The sequence below is a fragment of the Streptomyces sp. NPDC059201 genome, assembly GCF_042754585.1.
Lineage (GTDB): Bacteria > Actinomycetota > Actinomycetes > Streptomycetales > Streptomycetaceae > Streptomyces.
Genome location: NZ_JBHZBB010000017.1, coordinates 23,423 through 48,955, shown reverse-complemented (window position 1 = coordinate 48,955; position 25,533 = coordinate 23,423). Strand labels below are relative to the sequence as shown.

Below are 25,533 nucleotides of genomic sequence, written 5' to 3'. Positions count from 1 at the left end.
CCCTGTCTCGAATAACGGACGTGTATCGACGGTGCCCGCATTCACCCCGGCGCTGTCGAATTCAGGGAAAAAAGACGTGCCCCGACACATCTCACGGATGCGCCGGGGCACGGGTTCAGATCGATTTTCAGCCGTTGGGCCGCTGGAGCCGGGCGACGAACTTGTAGCGGTCGCCGCGGTAGACCGAGCGCACCCATTCCACCGGCTCGCCCTGCGCGTCCAGCGAGTGGCGGGAGAGCATCAGCATCGGCAGACCGACGTCGGTGCCGAGCAGTCCGGCCTCGCGCGGGGTCGCCAGCGAGGTCTCGATGGTCTCCTCCGCCTCGGCCAGGTGCACGTCGTACACCTCGGCCAGGGCGGTGTAGAGCGAGGTGTACTTCACCAGCGAACGGCGCAGCGCGGGGAAGCGCTTGGCCGAGAGGTGGGTGGTCTCGATCGCCATCGGCTCGCCGTTCGCCAGGCGGAGGCGCTCGATCCGGAGCACCCGGCCGCCGGCGGTGATGTCGAGCAGGCCGGCGAGGGTGTCGTCGGCGGTCACGTAGCCGATGTCGAGGAGCTGCGAGGTGGGTTCGAGGCCCTGGGCGCGCATGTCCTCGGTGTACGAGGTCAGTTGGAGCGACTGGGAGACCTTCGGCTTCGCGACGAAGGTGCCCTTGCCCTGGATGCGCTCCAGCCGGCCCTCGACGACCAGCTCCTGGAGGGCCTGGCGCACGGTGGTGCGCGAGGTGTCGAACTCGGCCGCGAGCGTCCGCTCCGGTGGCACCGGGGTGCCGGGCGGAAGGGTCTCCGTCATGTCGAGGAGGTGCCTTTTCAGCCGGTAGTACTTCGGCACGCGCGCGGTGCGGGTCGCCGCTCCGCCCTCTGTCTCCGTACCGCCCGCCTCCGTGGCCATGGCCTGCCTTCCCGACTGTGCTGCTGCCGTCACCGGCTCCTCCGTCTGTCGCGGCTCACATGGTGGCACGGACCGGTCACGGGTCGTCGGCCTCCCTCAGGTGTCGGTCCGATAACGGACGCGACTGCCCTTCTTATACACCCTTGACACCCCCAAAGGTCTAGGCCAAGCTCCGGGTACTGGTCTAAACCATTTAAGGCCAGGTCCCAGCCCCACGAGCACTACCTGACGTATGTCTTCGCGCGGTGGGCAGGGGTTGCAGGCATCCCTGAGGAGGGTGGCGTGAAGCGCAAGCTCATCGCGGCGATCGGCGTCGCGGGCATGATGGTCTCTATCGCTGCGTGTGGCGGTTCCGACAACGGCGGCAAGAAGGAAGAGACCAAGGGTGGCGGCGACAAGTCGCTGACCGTCTGGGTGATGGACGGTTCCGCTCCCAAGGAGTGGATCGACGGCGTCAACAAGGAGTTCGAGGCCGCTCACCCCGGCGTCAAGGTCAAGGTCGAGGTCCAGCAGTGGACCGACATCCAGACCAAGGTCACCACGGCGCTCTCCGAGGACACCCCGCCGGACGTCCTGGAGCTCGGCAACACCCAGACCACGGGCTACGCCGTCACCGGCGGCCTCGCGGACCTCAGCGGCGACAAGGACAAGCTGGGCTACGCCAACTGGAGCAAGGGCATGCTGCCCTCCGCCGAGCTGGACGGCAAGCTCTACGCCGCCCCGTGGTGGGCCGCCAGCCGCGTCGTGATCTACGACAAGGCCGCGTACAAGAAGGCCGGCGTCACCCCGCCGAAGACCCGCACCGAGTGGATCGACGGCCTGAAGAAGCTCAAGGCCGCCGACGCCAAGTCGCAGCCCATCTACCTCCCGGGCCAGAGCTGGTACGTCCTCGCCGGCTTCCTGTGGGACGAGGGCGGCGAGCTCGCGGTCAAGGACGGCGACAAGTGGAAGGGTGGCCTGGCCACCCCGCAGGCCGCCGCCGCCATGAACTTCTACAAGGAGCTTCAGTCCTACTCGACCGCTCCGAAGGACAAGGACGAGGCGACCCCGCAGCAGTCCGTCGACATCGTCCCCAAGGGCGGCGTCGCGTCCTGGATCGGCCTCGGCTGGGAGGCCGGCGGCGCGATCGCGGCCATCGAGAAGGCCGGCAAGAAGGCCGACTTCGGCTACTTCCCGATCCCGGGCAAGACGGCCGACAAGCCGGGCTCCGTCTTCTTCGGCGGCTCCAACCTCGCCGTCGCCGAGCGCTCCAAGAACCAGGACCTGGCCAAGGAGTGGCTGGCCTTCGTCACCAACAAGAAGCAGCTCGAGTCGTACGGCACCGCCAACAAGGGCGGCATCATCCCCGTCGACACGTCCGCGCAGGTCACCCCTGAGGCCGGCTCCTTCGCCGAGGCCATGGTCAAGGTCGCCGAGGTCGGTCGCATCACCCCGATCACGGGCGGCTGGGCCAACGTCGAGACCGAGCCCAACCCGATCAAGGGCTACATGACCAAGGTCCTGAAGGGCGAGGACCCGCAGAAGGCCGGCGAAGAGGCCGACAAGGTCATCGCCGAGCGCATCAACCAGCAGTAATCCCACCCCGGTGGGGGGGGGGGGGGGCGCCCCCCCCCCCCCCCCGCGGGCGGGGGGGGGGGGGGCGGCGCCCCCCCCCCCCCCGCCCCGGGGGGGGGGGGGGGGCCCCCCCCCCCCCCGCCACCTGGGCATTGCAGTGATTGCGGCCCGCTCCCCCGGGCCGCGCCCCGGTGGGCGCGGGAGCCCCAGAACCGCGAGGAAGAAGACCATGACCGTGGACTCCCAGGGGACGGCGACCGCCGGTTCCCAGGACGCGCCCGGGAGGGCGGCAGGGAAGTCGCAGACTCCGCCACCCCCTTCCGGCGCGAAGGATTCCCTTCAGCCCTCGCGTGGCAGGCGTTCGCTGCCCAGTGGGCTACTGCCGTACCTGCTCGTCACGCCTGCCCTGCTGTCCATGGCGGGACTGCTGCTCTACCCCTTGATCAGCAACGTGATCCTCTCCTTCCAGTCGGTCAACCGGCGGGAGCTGATCCGCCGCGAGACCCCCTGGGTGGGCTTCGACAACTACACGGAGCTGCTGAGCGACCCCGACTTCTGGACCGTCGTCCTCCGCTCGGTCCTCTTCACCGCGGCCAACGTCGCGCTCATCATGGGCGTCGGCACCGGCATCGGCCTCCTGCTCAACCGCCTCGGCAAGAAGATGCGGCTCGTGCTCTCCCTGGCGCTGATGTTCGCCTGGGCCATGCCGATCGTCGCCTCCGTCACCGTCTTCCGGTGGCTCTTCGACGAGCAGTTCGGCGTCGCCAACTGGCTGATGCGCACGCTCGGCTTCGCCGGTTACGAGCAGCACAACTGGTTCGAGACCAGCCTCTCCACCTTCGTGATCATCACGGCCCTGGTCGTCTGGGGCTCCGTCCCCTTCGTCGCCCTCAACATGTACGCCGGCCTCACCACCGTGGGCACCGAGCTGTACGAGGCGGCCCGCATGGACGGCGCGAGCGGCTGGCGGACCTTCTGGTCCGTGGTCTTCCCGAACCTGAAGCCCTTCTTCATGATCACCACCTTCCTGGAGATCATCTGGGTCTTCAAGGCGTTCACCCAGGTCTACGCCATGAACCAGGGCGGCCCCGACCGCGCCTCCGAGACCCTCCCCGTCTTCGCCTACATCGAAGGCATGAGCCAGCAGCACTACGGCGTCGCGGCCGCCATCTCGATCCTCACCATCGTGATGCTCCTCGTGGCCATGTCCTTCTACTTCCGCCTGATCCTGAAGCAGGAGGACGAGCAGTGAGCACCACCGCACAGACCCCCCAGGCGCCGGCTCCGCAGAAGCTGCGCACCCGCAAGCCGCTGACCGTCGGCAATGTGGCGAAGAACGCCGCAGCGCTCGTCCTCGCCCTGGTCTTCGTCTTCCCCGTCTACTGGATGTTCTCGTCCTCGCTGAAGCCGCAGAGCGAGATCCTGACCAAGGACCCGGTCTTCGTCTTCACCCCGACCCTCGAGAACTACTCGACGGCCACCGGTGTCGACCTCTTCTGGACGTACGTCACCAACAGCCTCATCGTCACGGTCGGCGCCGTCCTCCTGGCCCTGCTCGTCGCGCTCGCCGCGAGCTTCGCGATCGCCCGCATGAGGTTCAAGGGCCGCAAGGGCATCGTCCTCATCGTGATGATGGCCCAGATGGCCCCCTGGGAGGTCATGGTCATCGCGATGTACATGATCGCCCGCGACAACGAGATGCTGAACAGCATCCCGCTGCTCACCGCGATCTACTTCGTGATGGTCCTCCCCTTCACCATCTGGACCCTGCGCGGCTTCATCGCCGCCGTCCCGGTCGAGCTGGAGGAGGCCGCCCAGATCGACGGCTGCACCCGCGGCCAGGCGTTCCGCAAGGTCATCTTCCCGCTGCTCGCCCCGGGCCTCATGTCCACCTCGCTCTTCGGCTTCATCACGGCCTGGAACGAGTTCGCCATGGTGCTCGTGCTCAACAAGGACAAGACGAACCAGACCCTGACGCTCTGGCTCACGCAGTTCCAGACCGCGTTCGGCGACGACTGGGGCGCCACCATGGCCGCCTCGACGCTCTTCGCCCTCCCCGTGCTCATCGTCTTCCTCTTCCTCCAGCGCAAGGCCGTCGGCGGCATGACCGCCGGCGCGGTGAAGGGATAACGGCGCCCCATGACCACACTCGTACGCGGCTCGGACACCCTGACCCGTGACGCGCTCACGGTGCTCCAGCCCGGCTTCGTCGGCACCACCGCACCCGACTGGCTGCTCCGCCGGATCGGCGAGGGCCTGTCGTCCGTCGGCCTCTTCGGCCGCAACGTCGTCAGCCCCGAGCAGCTCGCCCGCCTCACCGCCCAGCTCCGCGCGGAGCGGGAGGACGTCCTCGTCGCCATCGACGAGGAGGGCGGCGACGTCACCCGCCTGGAGGTCAACGAGGGCTCGTCCTTCCCGGGCAACTACGCCCTGGGCCGGGTCGACGACGTCGAGCTGACCCGGGCCGTCGCCCGCGAGCTCGGCCGCCGGCTCATCGCCTGCGGGATCGACCTCAACTGGGCCCCCTCGGCCGACGTGAACTCCAACGCCGAGAACCCGGTCATCGGCGTCCGCTCCTTCGGGCCGGACCCCGACCTGGTCGCCCGTCACACCGTGGCGTACGTCGACGGCCTCCAGGCCGTCGGAGTCGCGGCCTGCACCAAGCACTTCCCCGGACACGGCGACACCAACGTGGACTCCCACGACGCGCTGCCCCGGATCGATGTGGACCTCGCCACACTGCACGCCCGTGAGCTGGTGCCTTTCCGCGCGGCCATCGCCGCGGGTACCAAAGCGGTCATGAGCGCGCATATCCTGCTCTCCGCGCTCGACACTGAACGTCCGGCCACCCTGAGCCCGCAGATCCTCACCGGTCTGCTCCGCCAGGAGCTGGGCTTCGACGGGCTGATCGTCACGGACGGCATGGAGATGCAGGCCGTCGCGGCGACGTACGGCATCGAGCGCGGATCCGTCCTCGCCATCGCCGCGGGCGCCGACGCCATCTGCGTCGGCGGCGGGCTGTGCGACGAGGACACCGTGCTGCGGCTGCGCGACGCGCTCGTCGACGCGGTACGGACCGGTGAACTGCCCGAGGAGCGGCTGGCCGACGCCGCGGCGCGCGTGCGCGCCCTGGCGGCCTGGACCCAGGCGCACCGGGCCAGGGGGGCCGGATCGGTGCCGGGCGCGGCAGTGCAGGAGGGGACCGCGCCCGGCACCGACATCGGACTCGTGGCGGCCCGCAGGGCCCTGCGGATCACCAAGGGGGCCGGGCTCTACACCCCCGTGTCGAGCGCTCCCTTCGTCGCGTCCTTCACGCCGGTCGCCAACTTCGCCGTCGGCGACGAGACCCCGTGGGGCGTCGCCGCCGAGCTGGGCCGGCTGCTGCCGGGCACCGAGTCCGGTTCCTTCGACGCCGAGGCCACGGTCGAGTCCGTGCTCGCGGCGGCGGGGGAGCGGCGGATCGTCGCGGTCGTCCGTGACCTCCACCGCCACCCGTGGATGACCGCGGCCCTGGACGGCCTGGTGGCCGTCCGCCCGGACACCGTCGTCGTCGAGATGGGCCTCAACGAGGCGGAGCCGCGCGGCGCCCTGCACATCGCCACCCACGGCGCCGCCCGGGTCTGCGGCCGCGCCGCGGCCGAGGCCGTGGTCGGCACCGGCACCTGACACCGGCGCGAGCGGTACGAACGCGAGCGGTACGAACGCGAGCGGTACGAGCGTCAGCGGTACGAGAAGGGGCCCGGCACCTGGGATCAGGTGCCGGGCCCCTCGGCCTTGTTCCCGAGGGGGATCAGATGCCCTGCCAGGAGGGCTTGCTCGCGTAGGTCTGGCGGAAGTAGTCGGCGAGCTTCAGCTTGGAGGCGGCTGCCTCGTCCACGACCACGGTGGCGTGCGGGTGGAGCTGGAGCGCGGAGGCCGGCACGAGCGCCGCCACGGGCCCCTCGACGGTCTGCGCGACGGCCTCGGCCTTGCCCTCGCCGGTGGCGAGCAGCACCAGGTGGCGGGCCTCCAGGATGGTGCCGATGCCCTGGGTGATGACGTGGTGCGGGACCTGCTCGATGTCGTTGTCGAAGAAGCGGGCGTTGTCCACCCGGGTCTGCTCGGTGAGCGTCTTGATCCGGGTGCGGGAGGCGAGCGAGGAGCACGGCTCGTTGAAGCCGATGTGCCCGTCGGTGCCGATGCCGAGGATCTGGAGGTCCACGCCGCCGGCGTCGATGAGCGCCTTGTCGTACGCCTCGCAGGCCGCCTGGACGTTTTCGGCGGAGCCGTCGGGGCCCATGAAGTGGTCCTCCGGCAGACCGAGCGGCTCCACGACCTGGCGCAGCACGGTCGAGCGGTACGACTCCGGGTGCCCGGCGGGCAGGCCGACGTACTCGTCCAGCTGGGCGATGCGGGCCCGCGAGGCGTCCACGGAACCGGCCCGGACCTGGGCGGTCAGGGCGTCGTAGATCGGGATCGGGGTCGAGCCCGTGGCCACGCCGAGCAGCGCGTCGGGCTTGCGGCGCAGGAGGTCGGCGATGCCGTCCGCGATGAGCTCTCCGCCCGCCTTGGCGTCCTTGACGATGACAACTTCCACGCTGTGCCTGCCGATCTGGTGAGGGGCTGGGGAGGGGCCATGTGGTATAGACCAATCAAAGTCCAAATCTAGCAGAGGGAAGCCCGTCTCCTCATGCCGTTCCGCACCCCGGACGGCCCGCGCCTCCCGGCCCCTCTCCATGGTCGGCCGCCCCCGCCCCACCAGCCACCTGGGCCGCCCCGCCCCTCCTGCGCCCGGGGCCGGCTCAGGTCAGCGAGCCTCCCGTGGCGTCGATCCAGGCCCCCGTCACCCAGCGGGCCTCGTCCGAGGCGAGGAAGGCCACCACATCGGCTATGTCCGCCGGGCTCCCGACCCCGCCGAGCGCCGAGTGCGCCGCCGCCCCGGCCCACGCCTCCTCGCTCCCGCGCAGCCATCCGGCGTTGATGTCCGTGTCCACGATCCCGGGCGCCACCGAGTTGACCGTGATCCCGCGCCCGCCCAGCAGCTTCGAGAGGTCGCGGGTGAAGACGTCCAGGGCCGCCTTCGACATGGAGTAGGCGATCAGGTCCGGCATCAGCGCCGTCCTGCTCAGCCCGGTCGACACATTGACGATCCGGCCGCCGTCCCGCAGCCGCTCCGCCCCCAGCCGCGCGAGGAAGAACGGCGCCTTCGTGTTTACAGCGAACACCCGCTCGAACTCCTCCTCGCTGATCGTCGCGAAGGGGCGCGAGGCCGCGATGCCGGCGTTGTTCACCAGGATGTCCAGTCCCTCCGCCCGCGCGTCGAAGGCCGCCCACAGAGCCTCCGCGTCCCCCGGCACCCCCAGCTCCTGCCCGATCGCGAACGCCTCGCCGCCCGCCGCCTCGATCGCCGCGACCGTCTCCTTGGCCGCCGCCTCGTTCGTCCCGTAGTGCACGGCCACCCGCGCCCCGTCCCGCCCCAGCCGCTCGGCGATCCCCCGTCCGATGCCCCGGCTCGCTCCGGTGACCAGTGCCGTCTTGCCCGTGAGCACGCCCATGGCGACGCCCCCCTCATTCCCTAGCGGTCGTTACAGAAAGAACCGTAGCACCTTCTTTAGCGCCCGCTATAGAATTGGCGACATGACGCCAGGACAGCGCGGCCGACCGCGCTCCTTCGACCGCCCGACGGCGCTGGAGCAGGCCACCATGGCCTTCTGGGAGCACGGCTACGAGACGACCTCGGTCTCCGACCTGACCCGCGCGATGGGCATCAGCGCCCCCAGCCTCTACGCCGCCTTCGGCGACAAGAGGACGCTCTTCGAGGAGGTCGTGGCGGCGTACGTGGTCTCGCACGGGGCCTTCGGCACCCGCGCCTTCGAGGAGGAGCCGACGGCCCGCGCCGGCGTCGCGAGGATGCTCAGGGAGGCCGCCGACCACTACACGGAGCCCGGGCACCCCCGCGGCTGCATGGTGATCTCGGCGGCGATCAACTGCTCCACCCCGGAGGTGGAGGAGGACCTGCGGGCCCGGCGCAACGCCAACCTGGCCGCCATCGAGGAGCGGATCCGCCGGGACGTCGACACCGGCGCGCTGCCCCCCGGCACCGACCCGCGCACCCTCGCCCGCCTGAGCGGCGCCGTGCTCCAGGGCATGTCCCAGCAGGCCCGCGACGGCGCGACGGCGGAGGAGCTCACGGCGGTGGCGGAAACGGCGATGCTGTCCTGGCCACCGGCCTGACGCTCACCCCGGAAGATCCCGGGAAAAACCGCCGCCCTCGGAAACGCCCCCGGACACGCCCTCGGAAACGCCCCCGGACACGCCCTCGGAAACGCCCCCGGGAACGACCGCGGGCCGCGGCGCCTGGCGGGACCCTCAACCCGCCCGGCACCGCAGCCCGGGTGTGCCCGGCCGGGGGTGTGCGGACCCTCGGCCGTGAAGGGAGGTCTCGGCGCAGTCAGGGCAGAGAGCGCCGGGTACCTCGTCCATCCTCCTGTGCGGGGAGGATGGAGGCTGTGTGGAGTTCGATGCCTTCATTGTGGACTAGACCATTCTTGTCTGTCCATCCACCTGAACGCGGTGTTTCCGGGCCCATCCTCCAACACGGAGCCCGGGAGATCCAGGTTCACCCGCTGTTAATTCCGCGGGTACGCTCGCACCGTGCCCTCCATGAACGACCTCGTCCACCAGCACACCGCCCTGAGCGACTCCGACCTGGAGTGGCTCCACCTGCTGGTGTCGGAGTGGCAGCTGCTCTCCGACCTCTCCTTCGCCGACCTCGTCCTGTGGGTCCCCACCCTCGACGGCACCCGGTACGTCTCCGTCGCCCAGATGCGGCCCAACACCGGCCCCACCTCCTACCAGGACGACATGGTCGGCCACCTCGTCCCGCGCGGCCGCCGCCCGCTCCTGGACGCCGCCCTGGACGAGGGCCGGATCGTCCGCGAGGGCGACCCCGAGTGGCGCGAGGAGGTCCCGGTCCGGGTCGAGTCCATCCCCGTGCGCCGCGAGGGCCGCGTCCTCGGCGTCATCGCCAGGAACACCAACCTGCTGACCGTCCGCACCCCCTCCCGGCTGGAGCTCACCTACCTCCAGTCGGCCTCCGACCTCGCCCAGATGATCGCGGCCGGCACCTTCCCCTACCCCGGCGAGCAGTCCGACATGGACTCGCTGCCGCGGGCCGGCGACGGCCTGGTCCGCCTGGACGCCGAAGGCATGGTCCAGTACGCCTCGCCCAACGCCCTCTCCGCCTACCACCGGCTCGGCCTCGCCGCCGACCTGGTCGGCCAGCACCTCGGCCAGATCACCGCCGAACTGGCCCCCTCCCGCGGCCCGGTCGACGAGGCGCTGGTCAAACTCGCCTCCGGGTACGCCCCCCGGAACTTCGAGGTCGAGGGCAGCGGCGGGGTCATCCAGCTGCGGTCCATCCCGCTCAAGCCCAAGGGCAGCCGGATCGGTTCCCTGGTCCTGCTCCGAGACGTCACCGAACTGCGCCGCCGCGAGCGCGAGTTGATCACCAAGGACGCCACCATCCGGGAGATCCACCACCGGGTGAAGAACAACCTCCAGACGGTGGCCGCCCTGTTGCGCCTCCAGGCCCGCCGGATGGACTCCGACCGCGGCCGCGAGGCGCTCAACGAGGCGGTCCGGCGCGTCGGTTCGATCGCCATCGTCCACGAGACGCTGTCCCAGAACCTGGACGAGCGGGTCGAGTTCGACGAGATCGCCGACCGGGTCATCGCGATGGTCGCCGAGATCTCCCCGGGCAAGGTCACCTGCCGCCGCAACGGCCGCTTCGGCATCCTGGACGCGGAGGTCGCCACCCCGCTCTCCATGGTCCTCACCGAGATCCTTCAGAACGCCCTGGAGCACGCCTTCGCCCCCGGCGAGCACGGCACGGTCGAGGTCAGCGCGGTCCGCGGCGAGCCCCGCCCCGACAGCCGACTCCTCATCACCGTCCGGGACGACGGCCGTGGTCTGCCCGAGGGCTTCGACCCGCAGACCGCCGGCAACCTCGGCCTCCAGATCGTACGGACCCTGGTGGAGGGGGAGTTGGGCGGCACCTTCGACATGCGCCCCGGCAGCGAGCGCGGCACGAAGGTGGTCCTGGACATCCCGGTGCGCCCGCAGAAGTGACGGCCGGCGCCGCCCCGCCCGGCAGCGCCACGTACAGCAGAGCCACGTACCGGCGCCACGTACAGCAGCGAGCCCCGGACCGAGGTGATCGGTCCGGGGCTCGAATGCTGTGGGGTACTGCTGTGTTGCTTTACTGCTGCGCGCTGCGGCTCGGGAGCGGTGAATGCGTACGCGGTGTACGCGCCGCGTGCCTCAGGCTGTGCAGGTGGCTCAGGCGCTGGCGTTGCGCGCCCGGTTGCGGGCGGCGCGGCGCTTCATCGCACGACGCTCGTCCTCGCTGAGGCCACCCCAGACGCCGGAGTCCTGGCCGGACTCGAGCGCCCACTGCAGGCACTGCTCCATGACGGGGCAGCGGCGGCAGACGGCCTTGGCTTCCTCGATCTGCAGCAGCGCAGGACCGGTGTTGCCGATGGGGAAGAACAGCTCGGGGTCTTCCTCACGACAAACGGCGTTGTGACGCCAGTCCATGGCTGCTACCTCTCTTGGTTATTACGTGCAAGTTGCTTGTGAATGTGAACGCTTTCACGAATCCCTCAACAAGTGAAGGGCCGACTGCCGGATGAACCGGTGTGGTCCTTGGTTTGAGGAGGGGTTCTGGCTCTCAGTGGAGGCCGGTCTTGCGGGCCGTCCCGATCGCCAAGAAGAGACTCGCAAACCTCGGCAGCGGATACAACCCCTTCCGGAAAGTTTTTTTTGATTCCTCGGTGTCGGCTAGGTCACAGCCGTACTTCTAAGGGGTGGATGCGCGCCTAAACGTTCGAGTGCAAGGACTTTCGGCCCTTCCACTCACACAATCACACGCAGTGCACGGCGTACGCCTGTGAACGTCACGCTCGTACGCAGTCCCAGGTGGTCTCCGTCCATCTGGAGGGGGAGAGGCACCTTCGAATGCAAGGTGAAGTCGGTCAGGTCGTGCAGAGTCACGGCGTGCTTGCCGCGAGGGCCCTTTTCGGGGCTGGAAGTGAGCAGCTGGGTGGCGTACCGGGCCACCGCCGGCGTCGACAGACGGCTCAGTCCGAGCACGTCGAGCGCGGTCTCGAAGGACGCCTCCGGGGACGCGTACACCGGGCGATTGCCCAGGTAGGTCCAGGGGGAGGTGTTGCAGATTATGGAGAGGACCAGGTCCTCCACCGGCTCGGCGCCGGGCCGCTCCAGGGTGATCGTCCCGTGCCGCCGGTGCGGTTCCTCCAGGAACTGGCGGAACACCTGGCGCAGATAGAGCGCGTGCGTGGACCGCTTGCCGCGCTCGCGCTGCTGTTCGACCCGGCCGATCACGCTGGCGTCGAAACCGAGTCCGGCGCAGAAGGTGAACCAGCGGGCCGGCACCTCCTCGTCCGGGGTGCCCGGCGTCCCCGAGGCGAGCCCCAGGCTCACCGTCCGGGCGCGCCGCTCCCGCAGCGCGTCCAGCAGGGCGCCTGTCGCCTCCACGGCGTCGTTCGGCAGCCCCAGCGCGCGGGCGAACACATTGGTCGAACCGCCCGGCACGACCGCGAGGCCCGGCAGCCGGTCCGGATCGGGCCCGCCGTGCAGCAGTCCGTTCACGACCTCGTTCACCGTGCCGTCGCCGCCGAGGGCCACGACCAGGTCGATCTCCCCCGACTCGGCGGCCCGCCGGCCGAGGTCCCGCGCGTGCCCCCGGTACTCGGTGCTGACGGCCTCCAGCTTCATCTCGCTCGCCAGCGCGTGGATCAGCACGTCACGGGTGCGGGCACTGGTGGTGGTGGCTGCCGGGTTGACCACGAGAAGTGCGCGCATGACCGCCAGCGTACCTACCCGGCGGTACCGATCCCAGTCCTGCCCGACCCCCGGACACCTCCGCCGGGACCCCGCCCCGGGTCCCGGACCCGGCTCCCCGGCCGCCCCCGTTACGCTGCCCTCCATGAGCAGTGCGGAGCAGAGCAGTACGGAGCAGACCCCCCGCCCGACCCGGCTGGCCGCCGCCGCGGGCGTGGCCCTCGTCGAGGCCCTCGGGCTCCTCGCCGGAGGTGTCTACCTGCTGGTGCGGACGCTCCTCGACGGCGGCGCGGACCTCACCGGCGGGGTGACCGGCGGTGTGACACTGCTCGCACTCGGCCTGATCCCGCTCGCCGCCGCCCGCGGCCTGTGGCGGATGCGCTCCTGGAGCCGCGGACCGGCCGTGATCACCCAGATCCTCGCCCTGCCGGTCGCCTGGCAGATGCTCCAGTCCGAGGGCGTGATCCCGTACGGGATCGTCCTCGCCGTCCTCGCCGTGACCGGGCTCGTCCTCCTGGTGAACCCGGCCACGACCGAGGCGCTCGGCATCCGGCGCCCCGGCCAGGAGAGCTGACCCCTTACTCCTCCACGAGGAGCTTCTCCCGCAGCTGCGCCAGGGTCCTGGCGAGCAGCCGGGAGACGTGCATCTGGGAGATGCCGACCTCCTGCGCGATCTGCGACTGGGTCATGTTCCCGAAGAAACGGAGCAGCAGGATCCGCTTCTCCCGGGGCGGCAGGTCCTCCAGGAGCGGCTTGAGCGACTCCCGGTACTCGACCCCCTCCAGGGCCTCGTCCTCCGCGCCCAGCGTGTCCGCGACGGCCGGCGACTCGTCGTCGGTGTCCGGCACGTCCAGCGAGAGCGTCGAGTAGGCGTTCGCCGACTCCAGGCCCTCCAGGACCTCCTCCTCGGAGATCCCGAGCCGCTCCGCCAGCTCGTGCACGGTCGGTGAGCGCCCGTGCTGCTGCGACAGCTCCGCCGTCGCCGTCGTCAGCGACAGGCGCAGCTCCTGGAGCCGGCGCGGCACCCGGACCGCCCAGCCCTTGTCGCGGAAGTGCCGCTTGATCTCGCCGACCACCGTCGGCGTCGCGTACGTGGAGAACTCCACGCCCCGCTCCGGGTCGAACCGGTCGACCGACTTGATCAGGCCGATCGTCGCCACCTGCGTCAGGTCGTCGAGCGGCTCGCCGCGGTTGCGGAAGCGCCGCGCCAGATGCTCCACGAGCGGCAGGTGCATCCGTACCAGCCGGTGGCGCAGCTCGGCCTTCTCCGGGGAGCCCTCCGGCAGCGCCCGCAGCTCCACGAAGAGCGCGCGGGCGCCGCTGCGGTCCTGCGGCTGGTGACCCTGCGGGGCCCCGTCACCGGCCGCCACCGCCTCCATCACCTCCGCGGCCTCCGCCGCCACGTCGGCCTCGGCCTCGGCCTCGGCCTCGGCCGTCGCGTCCGCCTCCGCGGCGTCCGCCGTGACCGACGCGTCCGCCGTGACCGCCGTGGCGTCCGCCGTGCCGTCCGGTGCCGTGGCCGGGGCGTCCGGTGCCGGGGGAGCCCCGTCGTGCTGCTGCTCGTGCTCGCTCATCTGGTCCGCCTGCTGCTCCGTAGCGACCTCATGCGGCCGTGCCTGCTGCCCAGGGATGCCGGCCGTCGCGTCCCCGCTCCTCACGCCGGGCCTGGCCCCGCGCCGCGCTGTTTGTACAGGCTGATCGAGACGGTGTTGTCGTCCGCGACCGTGGACTCGACCTTCCCGGCCAGCGCCGACAGCACCGTCCAGGCGAAGGTGTCCCGCTCGGGGGCCCGGCCGTCCGTGGTCGGCGCGGACACGGTCACGTCGAGGGAGTCGTCCACCAGCCGGAAGACGCAGCTCAGGACCGAGCCGGGCACCGCCTGCTGGAGCAGGATCGCGCACGCCTCGTCCACCGCGATCCGCAAGTCCTCGATCTCGTCGAGGGTGAAGTCCAAGCGCGCCGCGAGACCGGCCGTGGCCGTACGCAGCACGGACAGATAGGCACCCGCAGCGGGCAGCCGGACTTCCACGAAGTCCTGGGTCCCGGGCTCGCCTGCGATCTGGGACACCCTCACCTCCAAGGTGGCACAAGCTCATTCGGGGCCCGGGGGAAGGCCCCGGACCGGGCGGGTCACGCAGGGGCTGCGCTGTCCGCCGTGACGCTATCGCGATCCATCCTGCCGTGTCGCCGCAAGCCCCCGGGCCCCCGATCGCGGCCCCTCACTCATGGTAGGCCCATGGGTGCGGACCGTGGCCAGGGGTGTGCGGAGGCCAAAAGAAGGCGACCGGCGGAGGGGTGACGTACCCAATGCCCCACCCGTCGAACCGCCCCGCGGCGAACGGACCGGGCCGCCTCAGACGAGCGACTCGTCCAGGAAGCACCAGCGCCACGCCTCGCCCGGCTCGAAGGTCCGCATCACCGGGTGCCCCGTCGCGTCGAAGTGCCCGGTCGCGTGCCGCCCCTGCGAGGAGTCGCAGCAGCCCACGTGCCCGCAGGCCAGACAGAGCCGCAGCTGCACCGGGTTCGTCCCCTCGGCCAGGCACTCGGGGCAGGTCTCGTGGAGCGGGGCCGGCTCGGGGCGCGGCATTTCTGCTACGTGCGGGCACTCGATCATGATGGCCAGGGTACGGGGCGGACGGCCTGGACCCGGGCTCACGGGACGAGCGGCGCGAGGGACGGTGGAGGGCGGCATGGACGCACTGCGGCTGGTGGCACTGGTGGCGGCGAGCGCGGCGGTGGCGGGCTTCGCCCGCCGCACCCCGGTCCCCGCGCCGCTCCTCCTCGTCGCGGTCGGTCTGGCCGCCTCGTACCTCCCCGGGGTCCCCGACTACACCCTCGATCCGCACATCGTGCTGCCGCTGATCCTGCCGCCGCTGCTCTACACGGCCGCCGTCGAGTCCTCCTACCTGGACCTGCGCGCCAACATCCGGCCCGTCGCGCTGCTCTCCGTGGGGTACGTCCTCTTCGCCACGGTGGCCGTCGGTTGGCTGGCGTACGTCCTCGTCCCCGACCTGCCGCTCACCGCCGCCCTCGTCCTCGGCGCGGTGATCGCCCCGCCGGACGCGGTGGCCGCCACCGCCATCGCCCGCCGGCTCGGCCTGCCCCACCGGATCACCACGATCCTCCAGGGCGAGTCCCTGGTGAACGACGCGACCGCGATCACCGCCTACAAGGTCGCGCTCGCCGCCGCCGTCGGCGAGGGCATCAGCTGGGCCGGCGGCCTCGGCGAGTTCGCCCTCGCGGCGGTCGGCGGCATCGGCGTCGGCCTGGTCCTCATGGTGCCGATCCACTGGATGCGGACGCGGCTCACCGAACCCCTCCTCCAGAACACCCTCTCCCTCCTCATCCCCTTCATCGCCTACGCGGCGGCCGAGCAGTTCCACGCCTCCGGGGTCCTGGCCGTCGTCGTGGTCGGCCTCTTCCTCGGGCACAAGGCGTGGAAGGTCGACTTCGCCACCCGGCTCCAGGAGGAGGCGGTGTGGAAGATGGTCGCCTTCGTCCTGGAGTCCGCCGTCTTCGCCCTCATCGGCCTCCAACTGCCCTATGTCGTCCAGGGGCTCGGCCAGTACGGCATCGGGGAGGCGCTCTGGTACGCCTTCGGGGTCTTCGTCTTCGTCGTCGTGGTGCGTTTCGTCTGGGTCTTCCCGGCCACGTTCCTGCCCCGCAGGCTCTCCGCGCGGATCCGGGAGCGCGAGCCCGGCGTCGACTGGAAGGCGCCCGTGGTCGTCGGCTGGGCCGGCATGCGCGGGGTGGTCTCCCTCGCCATCGCCTTCTCCATCCCCGAGGTCACCGACGGCGTCGAGTTCCCCGCCCGCAACCTCGTCCTCTTCCTCACCTTCACCACCGTCATCGCCACCCTCGTCGTCCAGGGCCTCACCCTGCCCCCGCTGATCCGCGCCCTGAAGCTCCCGGGCCGCGACCGCTACCAGGAGACCCTGGCCGAGGCGCAGGCCCAGAGCGAGGCGTCCCGCGCCGCGGAAGCCCGCCTCGAAGCGCTCCTCGCCGACGAGCGCAACGCCCTCCCAGGCCCCCTCGCCGCCCGTCTCCGCACGGTCCTGGAGCGCCGCCGCAACAGCGTCTGGGAGCGCCTCGGTTCGGTCAACGACCTCACCGGAGAGACCGCCGACGACACCTACCGCCGCCTCTCGCGCGAGATGATCGAGGCCGAGCGCGAGGTCTTCGTCCGGCTGCGCGACGAGCGCCGCATCGACGACGAGATGATGCGTACCCTCCTGCGCCGCCTCGACCTGGAGGAGGCCGCCGCCTACCGCGAGGAGGCGGACTAGCTGCCGCTAGCCTCGGACCCGGTGATCACCGCGGCGAGGCGGCTCCCGGGCGGGAAGGCGCCCTCCTCGGCGAGGGACACCAGTGCGAGGAGCATTTTGGCGACATACAGCCGCTCGATGGCGAGTCCATGCCGCGCCTCGAAGTCCTGTGCGAACGCGCCGAGCGCCGGGGTCGTCCTGCCGTAGCCGCCGCAGTGGAAGCGCTCGTCCAGCCACCAGTCGCCGCGCGGGCCCCCGAAGGCCGCCTCCTGGAGGGCCCGCACCTCACCGCCGAGGAAACCGCCCTTCAGCACCGGCACCCCCAGCGTCCGGCCGCCGAAACCGGCCGCGAGACCCGCCAGCGTGCCGCCCGTGCCGCAGGCCACCGCGGCGACGTCCGCGCGCCCGTCCAGCTCCCGGCCCAGCGCCGCGCACCCCTCCACCGCGAGCGCGTTGCTGCCGCCCTCGGGGACCACGTACGTCCCCTCCGGGGCCCGATCGAGCAGCGCGGCCAGCACCGCCGGCTCGTTCTTGGTCCGGTACGTGGAGCGGTCGACGAACTCCAGCCGCATCCCGTCCGCCGCGCACCGCGCCAGCGAGGGGTTCAGGGGCCGCCCGGCCAGCTCGTCGCCGCGTACGACCCCGATGGTGGGGAAGCCCAGCAGCCGGCCGGCGGCCGCGGTGGCCCGCAGGTGGTTGGAGTAGGCGCCGCCGAAGGTCAGCACCGGCCGCCCGGCCGCCGCCCGCAGGTTGAGCGCGAGCTTGCGCCACTTGTTGCCGGGCAGGTCGGGATGGATCAGGTCGTCCCGCTTCAACAGGAGCGTCAGCCCGCGCCGGGTGAACCGCTCGTCCTCCACCGGCTCCAGGGGAGAGGGGAGCCGGGGCCGCAGGGCGGAGAGGTCGTACGTGTCCACCCGCCCATTCTCGCGGGCCACGCGCGCGTGGGGAGCCGGGGCCCCGCCGTACCGCCGGACTGGGGCCCCACCGTGCGGCCGGGCCGGGGCTCCGCCGTGCGGCCTGGCTGGGGCCCCGCCGTACGGCCGCCACGCGCGCGTGGCGCGGGTTCAGCGCAGGAGGTCGGCGATCCGCTCGCGCAGGGAGGCCATGGTGAAGCCGAGGGGGTCGATCTTGCCCGGCTGCCACTCGCGGTGACCGATCACCGAGCGCTGGGTCCAGCCGTGGGCCCGGCAGAGCGCCGCCGACGCCTTCGCGATCGCCTCCAGCTGGACCTTGGGCCAGGGGTCCTCGCCGTCGCCGAGGTTCTCGCACTCGAAGCCGTAGAAGTGCCGGTTGCCGTCGGTGGTGGCCTCGTCGTCCGACGGCAGGCCCTGCTCCGCGATCACCGCGCGGAGCACCTCGTCGTCGCCGAGCCCGGCGTGGTTGGCGCGTCCGTGGCCGACCAGGTGGACCTGGCCGTCCTTGGCGATGACGCCGTGGCACAGCGGACCCGGCAGCCCCTCGTAACCGTCGCGGCAGATGCGGACGGTGTTCGCGGTGCCCCGGGTGACGGTGTGGTGGATCATCACCCCGTGCACGGGCCCCCAGAGGCCCTTGTGGTTCCTGTTGTGGGTGGACCAGTCGTCGACCTCGACGACCGACAGGCCCTCGCCGCGCAGTGCGCCGAGGATCCTGCTCGCGGACAGCGGAACCGCCATGGCGTGCTCCTTCCAGCCTTCCAGCGGAACGGACCGAATCTCCGGAGTACCGGAGTGACTCCCTCCGCTGCCATCCGTTCGATCCGCGTGCGAGCCGATCCGGACAGTCCGGCCGAGTCGCGCGCCCCTCCGACCGGCGGGAAATCGGGGGACATGCCCCGAAGATCGCCGAACAGTCCCACCCGATTGTGTAATGGCGTCGGCACGCTCCGTGCTGCAAGGCTTCCTGTCGCAAGTCAGACGTACGAGAGGGAGTTCCATGTCCGTTGGTTCGGTTGGCGACGAGGTCCTCGCGGAGCAGGCCCCGCAGCAGAGTCTCGGCACCGCCGCCGCGCGGAATCTCGCCTCGACCACCAAGTCGGCCCCGCAGATGCAGGAGATCACCTCCCGCTGGCTGCTGCGGACGCTGCCCTGGGTCGAGACGAAGGGCGGTGCCTACCGGGTCAACCGGCGGCTGAGCTACTCGGTGGGTGACGGCCGCGTCACCTTCGTCCAGACCGGTGAGCGGGTCGCCGTGATCCCCGCCGAGCTCGGCGAGCTGCCGGCCCTGCGCGGGTACGAGGACGAGGCGGTCCTCGGCGAGCTCGCGGCCCGCTGCACCCAGCGCGACGTCGCCGTGGGCGAGGTCATCGCCATCGCCGGCGCCCCCGCCGACCGCGTCCACCTCCTCGCGCACGGCCGCGTCGAGCAGATCGGCGAGGGCCCGTACGGCGACGAGGCGGTGCTCGGCGTCCTCGCCGACGGCTCCTACTTCGGCGAGGCGTCCCTCCTCTCCGAGGACGCCCGCTGGGACTGGACGGCCCGCGCCGCCACCCCCTGCACGATCCTGGAGCTCACCCGCGCCGACGTGACCGCGCTGGCCGCCCGCGCGGGCTCGCTCGCCTCGCACCTCGCGGGGGTCGCCGGCCGGCCCGAGCAGTCCACCAACAGCTTCGGCGAGGCCGCCATCGACCTCTCCGCCGGCCATGTCGGCGAGGCCGTCGTCCCGCACACCTTCGTGGACTACGAGGCCGCCCCGCGCGAGTACGAGCTGAGCCTCGCCCAGACCGTGCTCAAGGTCCACACGCGCGTGGCGGACCTCTACAACCACCCGATGAACCAGACCGAGCACCAGCTGCGGCTCACGGTGGAGGCCCTGCGCGAGCGCCAGGAGCACGAGCTCGTCAACAACAAGGAGTTCGGCCTCCTCGCCAACTGCGACTACGGGCAGCGGATCCAGCCCCACGACGGCGTCCCCGGTCCCGACGACCTTGACGAGCTGCTCTCCCGCCGCCGCGGCTCCAAGCTCTTCCTCGCCCACCCGAAGGCCATCGCCGCGCTCGGCCGCGAGCTCAACCGGCGGGGCCTGGTGCCCGAGACCCTCGACGTCGCCGGCACCCGGATCCCGACCTGGCGCGGGGTCCCGATCTACCCCTGCGACAAGATCCCGGTGACCGCCGCGGGCACCAGCTCGATCATCTGCATGCGTACCGGCGAGTCCGACCAGGGCGTCATCGGCCTGCACCAGACCGGCCTCCCCGACGAGGTGGAGCCCGGCCTCTCCGTCCGCTTCATGGGCATCGACGAGCAGGCGATCATCTCCTACCTCGTCACGACCTACTACTCCGCGGCGGTCCTCGTACCCGACGCGCTAGGCGTCCTGGAGAACGTAGAGGTAAGCCGCCGCCGCTGAACCCCGGCCGGGCCGGGGGCCCCACCCCCGGCGCGGCCGGCCCCCGGGGGCGGGCGCCGGAGGGCGCGCTGCGGTCCGGCGTCGGCCGCCTGGGTCGGCCGGAGGCCAAGCCCGTTGGTCGGCCGCGGCCGCCAGGCGCGGCCGCTGGCCACGCCTTGCTGTCGGGCCGCCCGGTCCGGCCGCCGGCGACGCCTTGCTATCCGTCCCCGACTGCCCGCCCAACCGCCGTCCCTGACTGCCCCGCCCAACCGTCGTCCCCGACCGCCCGGCCCGACCGCCCGGCCCAGCCACCGGGCTTAACCGCCCGGCCTGGGCCGCCACCCACGCCTCGGTGTCCGTTCCGTCCGGCCCGACCGCGGGTGACGCCTGCGGTTCGGCCCCTACGCCTGCCCCCTGACCACCCGGCCACGACCCACTGCCGGCCCCGACTGCCCGTCGGCCCGACCGCCCGGCCCCCGACGGGCCCGACCGTCCGACCCCAGGCCACCTGGCCGGGACCGCCCGGCCCCGACCACCCGGCCGGGACCGTCCGGCCCCGGCCACAACCGCCCGACCGTCCGGCCCCGACCGCCGGGGCACGCCCCCCCCGGCGCCAACGGCCGGGTCGCGCCCGGCGCCGTACTGCCCGATGCCCCTTCTCCGTCCCGCAGCCCCACTGCCCGCCGCATTGGCCCCCACCGCCAGCCGTCCCACCACCCCGCCGCCAGCCGTCCCCACTCCCCACCGCCGCGCGGCCCCCGCCGCGGCACCGCCCGCCACCGCACCACCTCCACCACCGCTCCACCTCCACCGCCCACCACCCCACCCGCGTGCCCCGGCGCGCGGGGTGTCGTGAAGAAGGACGATCAAGACCGTGACCCTGACGAGCGCGGACCCCGTCACCGACGGGCCGGGCGCCGTGGCGCTTCTCGACCGGACGAGGACCGCCGTCGACCCCCAGATCCGCTCCACCGTCGAGACCCTGCCGGGCTCGATACGCCGCGTGGCGATGTACCACTTCGGCTGGGAGGACGCCGACGGCACCCCCGTCGCCGGCCAGGCCGGCAAGGCGATCCGCCCCGCCCTCGTGCTCGCCGCCGCCCGCGCGCTGGGCGCGGAGGAGACCCGGGCCGTGAAGGCGGCTGCGGCCGTCGAGCTGGCCCACAACTTCACCCTGCTCCACGACGACATCGTCGACGAGGACCCGACCCGCCGTCACCGGCCCACCGCCTGGACGGTCTTCGGGATCCCCGACGCGATGATGGCCGGCGACGCCATGAACGCGCTGGCGCTCCGGCTGCTCGCCGAGGACCCGCACCCCGCCTCCGCCAAGGCCACCGCGCGCCTCGCCGCCTGCGTCATCGAGCTCTGCGCCGGCCAACAGGCCGACTGCGCCTTCGAGTCGCGCGGCCCCCGCGAGATCTCCCTCGACGAGTGCCTCGCCATGGCCACCGCCAAGACCGGCGCCCTGCTGGGCTGTTCCTGCGCCCTCGGCGCGCTCTACGCGGGCGCGGGGGAGGAGGAGGTCTCGGCGCTCGACTCCTTCGGCCGCGAGGCCGGTCTCGCCTTCCAGCTGATCGACGACCTCATCGGCATCTGGGGCGACCCGGAGCGCACCGGCAAGCCGGCCGGCGCCGACCTCGTCGCCCGCAAGAAGTCGCTGCCCGTCGTCGCGGCCCTCACCTCCGGCACCGCCGCCGGCGAGGAGCTGGCCGAGCTGTACTCCCGTACGACCGCCCTGGACGAGCGGGCGGTGCGGGCCGCGGCCGCCGCCGTCGAACGGGCCGGGGGCCGGGACTGGGCGCAGGCCCAAGCGGCCGAGCGGATGGGCCGCGCCGTCGAGCACCTGGCGCGGGCGGTGCCGGACCTCTCGGCGGCCGAGGACCTGCTGGCGCTCGCGGAGTTCGTGACCCGCAGGACCCGCTGAAGAAAAATCAGTGCCCTTTCGGGGTTGCGCGACCACTACAGATGAAGCACTATGTCTGTCGTGGTCGCGCTCGCGGCCGCGCCCCCAAAGAATCAGGACCCGGTTTGCGCAAGCTCACGTACTACATCGCCTGCTCCATCGACGGCTTCATCGGCGACCCGCAGGGCGATGCCTCGTCCATGTACACGTTCGTGAACGAGGAGTACCAGGCGTTCATGAACGCCGAATACCCGGAGACCATCCCCACGCACATGCGCGGGGCACTCGGGATCGACGCCGACAACAAGCACTTCGACACCGTGATCCAGGGCCTCGCCTCGTACCGCATCGCCCTGGACGTCGGCATCACCAGCCCGTACGGCCACCTCCGCGAGTTCGTCGCCACCCGCTCGCTCACCGAGTCCCCGGACCCGAACGTCGAGCTGATCGCCGACGACCTCGTCGGCCGGATCCGGGAGCTCAAGGCCGAGGAGGGCGGGCTCGGCATCTGGCTCTGCGGCGGCTCCACCGTCGCGGGCGCGCTCGTCGACGAGATCGACGAGCTGGTCATCAAGACCTACCCGCAGGTGTACGGCTCCGGCATGCCGATGTTCGGCGCCGGCTTCGAGCCCCGGGACTTCGACCTCGGCACCGTCCGCGCCTTCGACAACGGCGTGCTGGTCCGGACGTACACCAGGAAGCGGTAGCGGGCGGCCCGCGGCGGGGCGGCCTACCCTGGAGGCATGGGTGACGAGACGCCCCGCACGCTGAGGGACCCGCTGGCCGCGCCCGCCTGTCCGGGCTGCGGCCGCCCCCGTGCCACCGTCGCCACCCGGCACAAGGTCCTCGGGGCCTGGGTGCCGGAGTGGCAGGTGCAACCCTGCGCCCACCCCGGCTGCCCGAGCCGAGAGGCGGTGGGCCCCGGCGGAACGGAACCTGCCGGAACGGGCGCCGCCGTAACGTCCGCCGCCGCAACGGGCGCCGCCGGAACGGAAGCCACTACCACGCAGGTCACCGGCAAGAACGGCGAGAACGGGAGAAGTCCGGCCACAGGGTGACCGGCCGCGCGCCGGAGCCGGTCATACCGCTACAGTCCGCGCATGTCATCGGAGTCGACAGAAGTCTGGACCGGTTGGTACCGGGACCGCCGTGGTGCGGAAGCGATCGTCATCACGGCCGACGGCGGGCGCGTCACCGCCCGCGTCAGGGGAATCGAGTACACGGGCGCGAGCTTCGCCACGCTCACCGCCGCCGGCGGGGGCGGTGAGGCCGGCGAGGGCGGTGAGGTCCTCACCGGATGCGTCATGGAGTGGGACCTGCCGCTCCCCGTCGTCACCGACGGCACCGCCCAACAGGCCACGCTCAGCTGCCTGATCACCCTCGGCGAGCGCGCCGACCTCAGCCTCACCCTGCACTACGGCGGCACCGCCTTCGAGGCGGTCGTCGCCGGCGGCGACTTCGAGGGGGCGCTGGCCCGGCTGCGCGGCCAGCTCCCCGAGGGCGCCGACTTCGGCCGACGGATCCTGTCGGCCGCGTGACGACGGCGCCCCCGGGAGAGGGGCGCCGCCGCCGTCCGTATCGCCCGCCCTGCCGGGCGGGTCAGCCCTTGAAGGCGGAAGCGAGCCCGTTGCGCCACAACTGGTCGACGCGGGCCCGCTCCTGGGCGTTCGGGGTGGCGTTCTGGCAGGACGTGCCGGGGCCGCCGCCCGACATCAGCTCGCTGCACGGACCGCTGTAACGGTCCGGGAGCCCGAGCACGTGCCCCGTCTCGTGGGCGGTCACGCGGGTGGAGTTGTACTGCTGGTTCTGCCGGTAGTCGAGGAAGATGTAGCCGCTGCCGTGCCCGTCGGTGCTCGCGTACGAGCCCCGGGAGTCGTTCCCCTCGTAGTAGCGGAAGTCCGGGTTGCTGCCCTCGACGAGCCGCACGTTGACCACCGAGCTGTTCCATATCTGCGTGGAACGGGCGATCTGGGTACGGAAGCTGGGGGCGTTGGACGCGCTGTAGACGACGGTGACGGCCGCGGCGGCGCTCGGGTTCGCGGCCCGCTTCTCCGCCACCGACCGCATGACGGCGTCGAAGAACGCCTTGTTGGCCTTGGCCTCCGCCGCGGAACCGGCGTAGGCGGCGTACGTGTGCGCGGTGGTGGCGTGCGCGGTGGTGCCGGGCGCGCCGGTGTCCGGCGCGGCACCGGCCGGCGCGGCGGCGCCGAGCGAGACCGCGAGACCGAGGCCGAGGGCGGCGGTGAGGGTACGGGCGAGGACCTTGGGGTGTCGCATGGGGGGCTCCTCCTGATCGGGGTCGGGAGAGAGTCTCGGGGCGACAGGGGCACCGGGGGAATGATGTCAACGCCCGATAGCGCGCAAGCATCACCCCAAAAGGCTGGGCCCAATTGGCGTCTGTTTCACGGCAGTTGAGGGGATCCGGGCGTCTGGTGCGGGACCGGAACACCGCCCTACGCTCAGGGCATGGAGCTGGAGGTGAGACACCTGCGCGCGCTCTGCGCCATCGCGGACACCGGCAGCCTGCACAAGGCCGCCCGGCAACTGGGCATGAGCCAGCCCTCCCTGACCACCCAGCTGCGCCGCATCGAGAACGCGCTCGGCGCCGAGCTCTTCTCCCGGGGCCGCACCGGCTGCCGCCCCACCCCGCTCGGCCGCTCCGTCCTCAGCCGGGCCCGCCCGCTCGTCGCCGACATGGCCGCGCTCGTCACCGAGACCCTCGCGGAGGCGGCCCGCGCCGAAGGCCCCGAACTCCGCGTCGGCTCCACCGCCAGCCGGGCGCTGCCGGGCTGGCTGCGGCGCCTGCGCGACCGCTTCCCGGGCACCCACGTCGGCCTGCGCGTCGACGTCTCCGCGCACGCGCTGCTCCGGGAGGTCGCGGGCGGCCGGCTCGACGTGGCCTTCGTCCACGAGGTGGAGGGCTGCCCACTCCGCGTCCCCGACGGCCTGGTCCATCGCGTCCTGGTCGCCCGCGAGCCCCAGTTCGTCTCCCTGGCCCCCGCCCACCCGGCCGCCGCGCACCCCGTCGTGGACCTCGCGGACCTGGCCCGGGACCACTGGATGGTCGACCCCAGCGTGGACGGCGAGTGGGACGGCCTGCGCCGCGTCCTGACGGCCGCCGGCATCGACCCGCCGCTCCTCCACGGCGACTACCACACCGCCGCCTCGCTGATCGCCCTGGGCGAGGCCGTAGCCCCCTGCCAGCCGACCTCCGTCCCCCGCGAGGACCTGGTCGTCCGCCCCCTCCGCGGCGACCCCCTGGCCGTCCGCCTCCTCCTCTATGCCCGCCCCGCCACCCCCCTCGACCCCCTCCACGCCGACCTCACCGCCGCCTACCGAGAAGCCGCCCACCGCTCACCCCCCTACCGCACCTGGCTCCACACCGGCGGCACAGCACCCCCCTGCCTCCCCGACCTCAGAACATGACGAAGGGGCCCCACCGCTTGAGACGGCAGGACCCCTCCGAAGGAACCGCGAAGGTCAGGCCTTCTTCGTCTCCTAGTAATGGGCCAGGTCGGTGACCTGCGGGGATCTTCCCTGCGGGGCGCTGACCTGGTCTTTTGCTGTTGGCTGGCGATGGGGTGCGACGGTCTTGATCGGGTGTCCTGCGGACTGTGTGCGGACTGCTGGAGCTTTGCGACCCCTTCGTCCGGCAGGAGCACCTGGTGTCCTTTACGCCGGACGACCCTGCCGGCTACGGCCTTGGCCTGCAGTCCTCCGCAACGATGGCGATGCAGAGCGTGAGCGCGGTCACCCTGGCCGTCGCA

The 25,533-nt window shown here is 72.1% G+C and carries 24 protein-coding genes; 13 read left to right on the top strand and 11 right to left on the bottom strand.

Translation table 11 applies throughout. The features are described 5' to 3' along the window. Positions 1 to 127: 127 nt before the first annotated feature. The gene (locus ACFXMG_RS36610) at positions 128 to 892 is read right to left on the bottom strand and encodes a GntR family transcriptional regulator (RefSeq protein WP_383825700.1); all 765 of its coding nucleotides are present in this window, start codon (positions 890 to 892) and stop codon (positions 128 to 130) included. A gap of 282 nt (positions 893 to 1,174) precedes the next feature. Here ACFXMG_RS36610 and ACFXMG_RS36605 point away from each other — a divergent pair, with 282 nt between their 5' ends. The 4 genes from ACFXMG_RS36605 to ACFXMG_RS36590 all read left to right on the top strand — a co-directional run bounded on the left by ACFXMG_RS36605 (position 1,175) and on the right by ACFXMG_RS36590 (position 6,112). Then, positions 1,175 to 2,467 carry an extracellular solute-binding protein gene (locus ACFXMG_RS36605; protein WP_383825680.1) on the top strand — a complete coding sequence of 431 codons (1,293 nt, stop codon included), beginning with the start codon at positions 1,175 to 1,177 and terminating at the stop codon, positions 2,465 to 2,467. 208 nt (positions 2,468 to 2,675) lie between these two features. Continuing rightward, entirely contained in the window at positions 2,676 to 3,698 is a 1,023-nt protein-coding gene (locus ACFXMG_RS36600; RefSeq protein ID WP_383825677.1) for a carbohydrate ABC transporter permease, read from the top strand. A gap of 41 nt (positions 3,699 to 3,739) precedes the next feature. After that, positions 3,740 to 4,576: a carbohydrate ABC transporter permease gene (locus ACFXMG_RS36595; protein WP_383825697.1), complete on the top strand. Its 837-nt coding sequence runs from the start codon at positions 3,740 to 3,742 to the stop codon at positions 4,574 to 4,576. A 9-nt stretch (positions 4,577 to 4,585) separates the two neighbouring features. Further along, positions 4,586 to 6,112 (top strand): glycoside hydrolase family 3 protein, encoded by a 1,527-nt coding sequence (locus ACFXMG_RS36590; RefSeq protein ID WP_383825675.1) that lies wholly within the window; start codon positions 4,586 to 4,588, stop codon positions 6,110 to 6,112. A 124-nt stretch (positions 6,113 to 6,236) separates the two neighbouring features. On the opposite strand, the gene nagB is transcribed toward ACFXMG_RS36590, so the two are convergent. Continuing rightward, positions 6,237 to 7,022 (bottom strand): glucosamine-6-phosphate deaminase, encoded by a 786-nt coding sequence (gene nagB / locus ACFXMG_RS36585; protein ID WP_383825672.1) that lies wholly within the window; start codon positions 7,020 to 7,022, stop codon positions 6,237 to 6,239. 205 nt (positions 7,023 to 7,227) lie between these two features. Next, on the bottom strand, positions 7,228 to 7,980 hold the full coding sequence (locus ACFXMG_RS36580) for an SDR family oxidoreductase (protein ID WP_383825669.1): 753 nt from the start codon (positions 7,978 to 7,980) through the stop codon (positions 7,228 to 7,230). An 82-nt stretch (positions 7,981 to 8,062) separates the two neighbouring features. Between ACFXMG_RS36580 and ACFXMG_RS36575 the strand changes: the two genes are divergently transcribed. Continuing rightward, the gene (locus ACFXMG_RS36575; RefSeq protein WP_383825666.1) at positions 8,063 to 8,659 is read left to right on the top strand and encodes a TetR/AcrR family transcriptional regulator; all 597 of its coding nucleotides are present in this window, start codon (positions 8,063 to 8,065) and stop codon (positions 8,657 to 8,659) included. Between the two features lie 429 nt (positions 8,660 to 9,088). After that, positions 9,089 to 10,555, top strand: coding sequence for a sensor histidine kinase (locus tag ACFXMG_RS36570; protein ID WP_383825694.1), 1,467 nt, complete (start codon positions 9,089 to 9,091; stop codon positions 10,553 to 10,555). Positions 10,556 to 10,765: 210 nt separating this feature from the next. Here the strand turns inward: ACFXMG_RS36570 and ACFXMG_RS36565 are convergent, their stop codons facing one another. Both ACFXMG_RS36565 and ACFXMG_RS36560 read right to left on the bottom strand, forming a co-directional pair. Further along, entirely contained in the window at positions 10,766 to 11,023 is a 258-nt protein-coding gene (locus ACFXMG_RS36565; RefSeq protein ID WP_003953983.1) for a WhiB family transcriptional regulator, read from the bottom strand. Positions 11,024 to 11,341: 318 nt separating this feature from the next. Beyond that, a complete protein-coding gene (locus ACFXMG_RS36560; RefSeq protein ID WP_383825663.1) occupies positions 11,342 to 12,310 on the bottom strand; it encodes a diacylglycerol/lipid kinase family protein in 969 nt (322 codons plus the stop codon). 124 nt (positions 12,311 to 12,434) lie between these two features. Between ACFXMG_RS36560 and ACFXMG_RS36555 the strand changes: the two genes are divergently transcribed. Beyond that, complete coding sequence (locus tag ACFXMG_RS36555; RefSeq protein WP_383825660.1) at positions 12,435 to 12,863, top strand: hypothetical protein; 429 nt, start codon at positions 12,435 to 12,437, stop codon at positions 12,861 to 12,863. 4 nt (positions 12,864 to 12,867) lie between these two features. Here the strand turns inward: ACFXMG_RS36555 and ACFXMG_RS36550 are convergent, their stop codons facing one another. The 3 genes from ACFXMG_RS36550 to ACFXMG_RS36540 form a co-directional block, all read right to left on the bottom strand. Beyond that, positions 12,868 to 14,055 (bottom strand): RNA polymerase sigma factor SigF, encoded by a 1,188-nt coding sequence (locus ACFXMG_RS36550; RefSeq protein ID WP_383825692.1) that lies wholly within the window; start codon positions 14,053 to 14,055, stop codon positions 12,868 to 12,870. After that, positions 13,944 to 14,357: an anti-sigma regulatory factor gene (locus ACFXMG_RS36545; RefSeq protein ID WP_383825658.1), complete on the bottom strand. Its 414-nt coding sequence runs from the start codon at positions 14,355 to 14,357 to the stop codon at positions 13,944 to 13,946. The genes ACFXMG_RS36550 and ACFXMG_RS36545 overlap by 112 nt, the downstream gene beginning before the upstream one ends. 285 nt (positions 14,358 to 14,642) lie before the next feature. Then, complete coding sequence (locus ACFXMG_RS36540; RefSeq protein ID WP_383825655.1) at positions 14,643 to 14,903, bottom strand: UBP-type zinc finger domain-containing protein; 261 nt, start codon at positions 14,901 to 14,903, stop codon at positions 14,643 to 14,645. A gap of 76 nt (positions 14,904 to 14,979) precedes the next feature. Between ACFXMG_RS36540 and ACFXMG_RS36535 the strand changes: the two genes are divergently transcribed. Continuing rightward, positions 14,980 to 16,575 (top strand): Na+/H+ antiporter, encoded by a 1,596-nt coding sequence (locus ACFXMG_RS36535; protein WP_383825652.1) that lies wholly within the window; start codon positions 14,980 to 14,982, stop codon positions 16,573 to 16,575. Here ACFXMG_RS36535 and ACFXMG_RS36530 read toward each other — a convergent pair. Together ACFXMG_RS36530 and ACFXMG_RS36525 are read right to left on the bottom strand one after the other, a co-directional pair. Further along, on the bottom strand, positions 16,572 to 17,468 hold the full coding sequence (locus tag ACFXMG_RS36530; protein ID WP_383825649.1) for a 1-aminocyclopropane-1-carboxylate deaminase/D-cysteine desulfhydrase: 897 nt from the start codon (positions 17,466 to 17,468) through the stop codon (positions 16,572 to 16,574). The two genes, ACFXMG_RS36535 and ACFXMG_RS36530, sit on opposite strands and share 4 nt — an antisense overlap. A 150-nt stretch (positions 17,469 to 17,618) precedes the next feature. Continuing rightward, the gene (locus ACFXMG_RS36525) at positions 17,619 to 18,209 is read right to left on the bottom strand and encodes an N-acetylmuramoyl-L-alanine amidase (RefSeq protein WP_383825646.1); all 591 of its coding nucleotides are present in this window, start codon (positions 18,207 to 18,209) and stop codon (positions 17,619 to 17,621) included. A 259-nt stretch (positions 18,210 to 18,468) separates the two neighbouring features. Between ACFXMG_RS36525 and ACFXMG_RS36520 the strand changes: the two genes are divergently transcribed. From ACFXMG_RS36520 to ACFXMG_RS36505, 4 genes are all read left to right on the top strand, one after another. Continuing rightward, a complete protein-coding gene (locus tag ACFXMG_RS36520) occupies positions 18,469 to 19,881 on the top strand; it encodes a family 2B encapsulin nanocompartment shell protein (protein WP_383825642.1) in 1,413 nt (470 codons plus the stop codon). Positions 19,882 to 20,734: 853 nt separating this feature from the next. Beyond that, complete coding sequence (locus tag ACFXMG_RS36515) at positions 20,735 to 21,787, top strand: family 2 encapsulin nanocompartment cargo protein polyprenyl transferase (protein ID WP_383825640.1); 1,053 nt, start codon at positions 20,735 to 20,737, stop codon at positions 21,785 to 21,787. A gap of 104 nt (positions 21,788 to 21,891) precedes the next feature. Next, positions 21,892 to 22,473 carry a dihydrofolate reductase family protein gene (locus ACFXMG_RS36510; protein ID WP_383825637.1) on the top strand — a complete coding sequence of 194 codons (582 nt, stop codon included), beginning with the start codon at positions 21,892 to 21,894 and terminating at the stop codon, positions 22,471 to 22,473. A 393-nt stretch (positions 22,474 to 22,866) separates the two neighbouring features. Next, complete coding sequence (locus tag ACFXMG_RS36505; protein WP_383825632.1) at positions 22,867 to 23,304, top strand: DUF6304 family protein; 438 nt, start codon at positions 22,867 to 22,869, stop codon at positions 23,302 to 23,304. 61 nt (positions 23,305 to 23,365) lie between these two features. On the opposite strand, the gene snpA is transcribed toward ACFXMG_RS36505, so the two are convergent. Then, complete coding sequence (snpA, locus tag ACFXMG_RS36500; RefSeq protein ID WP_383825629.1) at positions 23,366 to 24,043, bottom strand: snapalysin; 678 nt, start codon at positions 24,041 to 24,043, stop codon at positions 23,366 to 23,368. Between the two features lie 189 nt (positions 24,044 to 24,232). Between snpA and ACFXMG_RS36495 the strand changes: the two genes are divergently transcribed. Continuing rightward, on the top strand, positions 24,233 to 25,192 hold the full coding sequence (locus ACFXMG_RS36495) for a LysR family transcriptional regulator (protein ID WP_383825626.1): 960 nt from the start codon (positions 24,233 to 24,235) through the stop codon (positions 25,190 to 25,192). Positions 25,193 to 25,533 lie beyond the last annotated feature (341 nt).

Excerpts from the sequence above, each read along its gene's own strand:
- ACFXMG_RS36610 (WP_383825700.1), bottom strand. The coding sequence starts at position 892 with ATGGCCACGGAGGCGGGCGGTACGGAGACAGAGGGCGGAGCGGCGACC.
- ACFXMG_RS36600 (WP_383825677.1), top strand. The coding sequence starts at position 2,676 with ATGACCGTGGACTCCCAGGGGACGGCGACCGCCGGTTCCCAGGACGCG.
- ACFXMG_RS36590 (WP_383825675.1), top strand. The coding sequence starts at position 4,586 with ATGACCACACTCGTACGCGGCTCGGACACCCTGACCCGTGACGCGCTC.
- ACFXMG_RS36580 (WP_383825669.1), bottom strand. The coding sequence starts at position 7,980 with ATGGGCGTGCTCACGGGCAAGACGGCACTGGTCACCGGAGCGAGCCGG.
- ACFXMG_RS36575 (WP_383825666.1), top strand. The coding sequence starts at position 8,063 with ATGACGCCAGGACAGCGCGGCCGACCGCGCTCCTTCGACCGCCCGACG.
- ACFXMG_RS36570 (WP_383825694.1), top strand. The coding sequence starts at position 9,089 with ATGAACGACCTCGTCCACCAGCACACCGCCCTGAGCGACTCCGACCTG.
- ACFXMG_RS36565 (WP_003953983.1), bottom strand. The coding sequence starts at position 11,023 with ATGGACTGGCGTCACAACGCCGTTTGTCGTGAGGAAGACCCCGAGCTG.
- ACFXMG_RS36560 (WP_383825663.1), bottom strand. The coding sequence starts at position 12,310 with ATGCGCGCACTTCTCGTGGTCAACCCGGCAGCCACCACCACCAGTGCC.
- ACFXMG_RS36555 (WP_383825660.1), top strand. The coding sequence starts at position 12,435 with ATGAGCAGTGCGGAGCAGAGCAGTACGGAGCAGACCCCCCGCCCGACC.
- ACFXMG_RS36540 (WP_383825655.1), bottom strand. The coding sequence starts at position 14,903 with ATGATCGAGTGCCCGCACGTAGCAGAAATGCCGCGCCCCGAGCCGGCC.
- ACFXMG_RS36535 (WP_383825652.1), top strand. The coding sequence starts at position 14,980 with ATGGACGCACTGCGGCTGGTGGCACTGGTGGCGGCGAGCGCGGCGGTG.
- ACFXMG_RS36525 (WP_383825646.1), bottom strand. The coding sequence starts at position 18,209 with ATGGCGGTTCCGCTGTCCGCGAGCAGGATCCTCGGCGCACTGCGCGGC.
- ACFXMG_RS36520 (WP_383825642.1), top strand. The coding sequence starts at position 18,469 with ATGTCCGTTGGTTCGGTTGGCGACGAGGTCCTCGCGGAGCAGGCCCCG.
- ACFXMG_RS36505 (WP_383825632.1), top strand. The coding sequence starts at position 22,867 with ATGTCATCGGAGTCGACAGAAGTCTGGACCGGTTGGTACCGGGACCGC.
- snpA (WP_383825629.1), bottom strand. The coding sequence starts at position 24,043 with ATGCGACACCCCAAGGTCCTCGCCCGTACCCTCACCGCCGCCCTCGGC.
- ACFXMG_RS36495 (WP_383825626.1), top strand. The coding sequence starts at position 24,233 with ATGGAGCTGGAGGTGAGACACCTGCGCGCGCTCTGCGCCATCGCGGAC.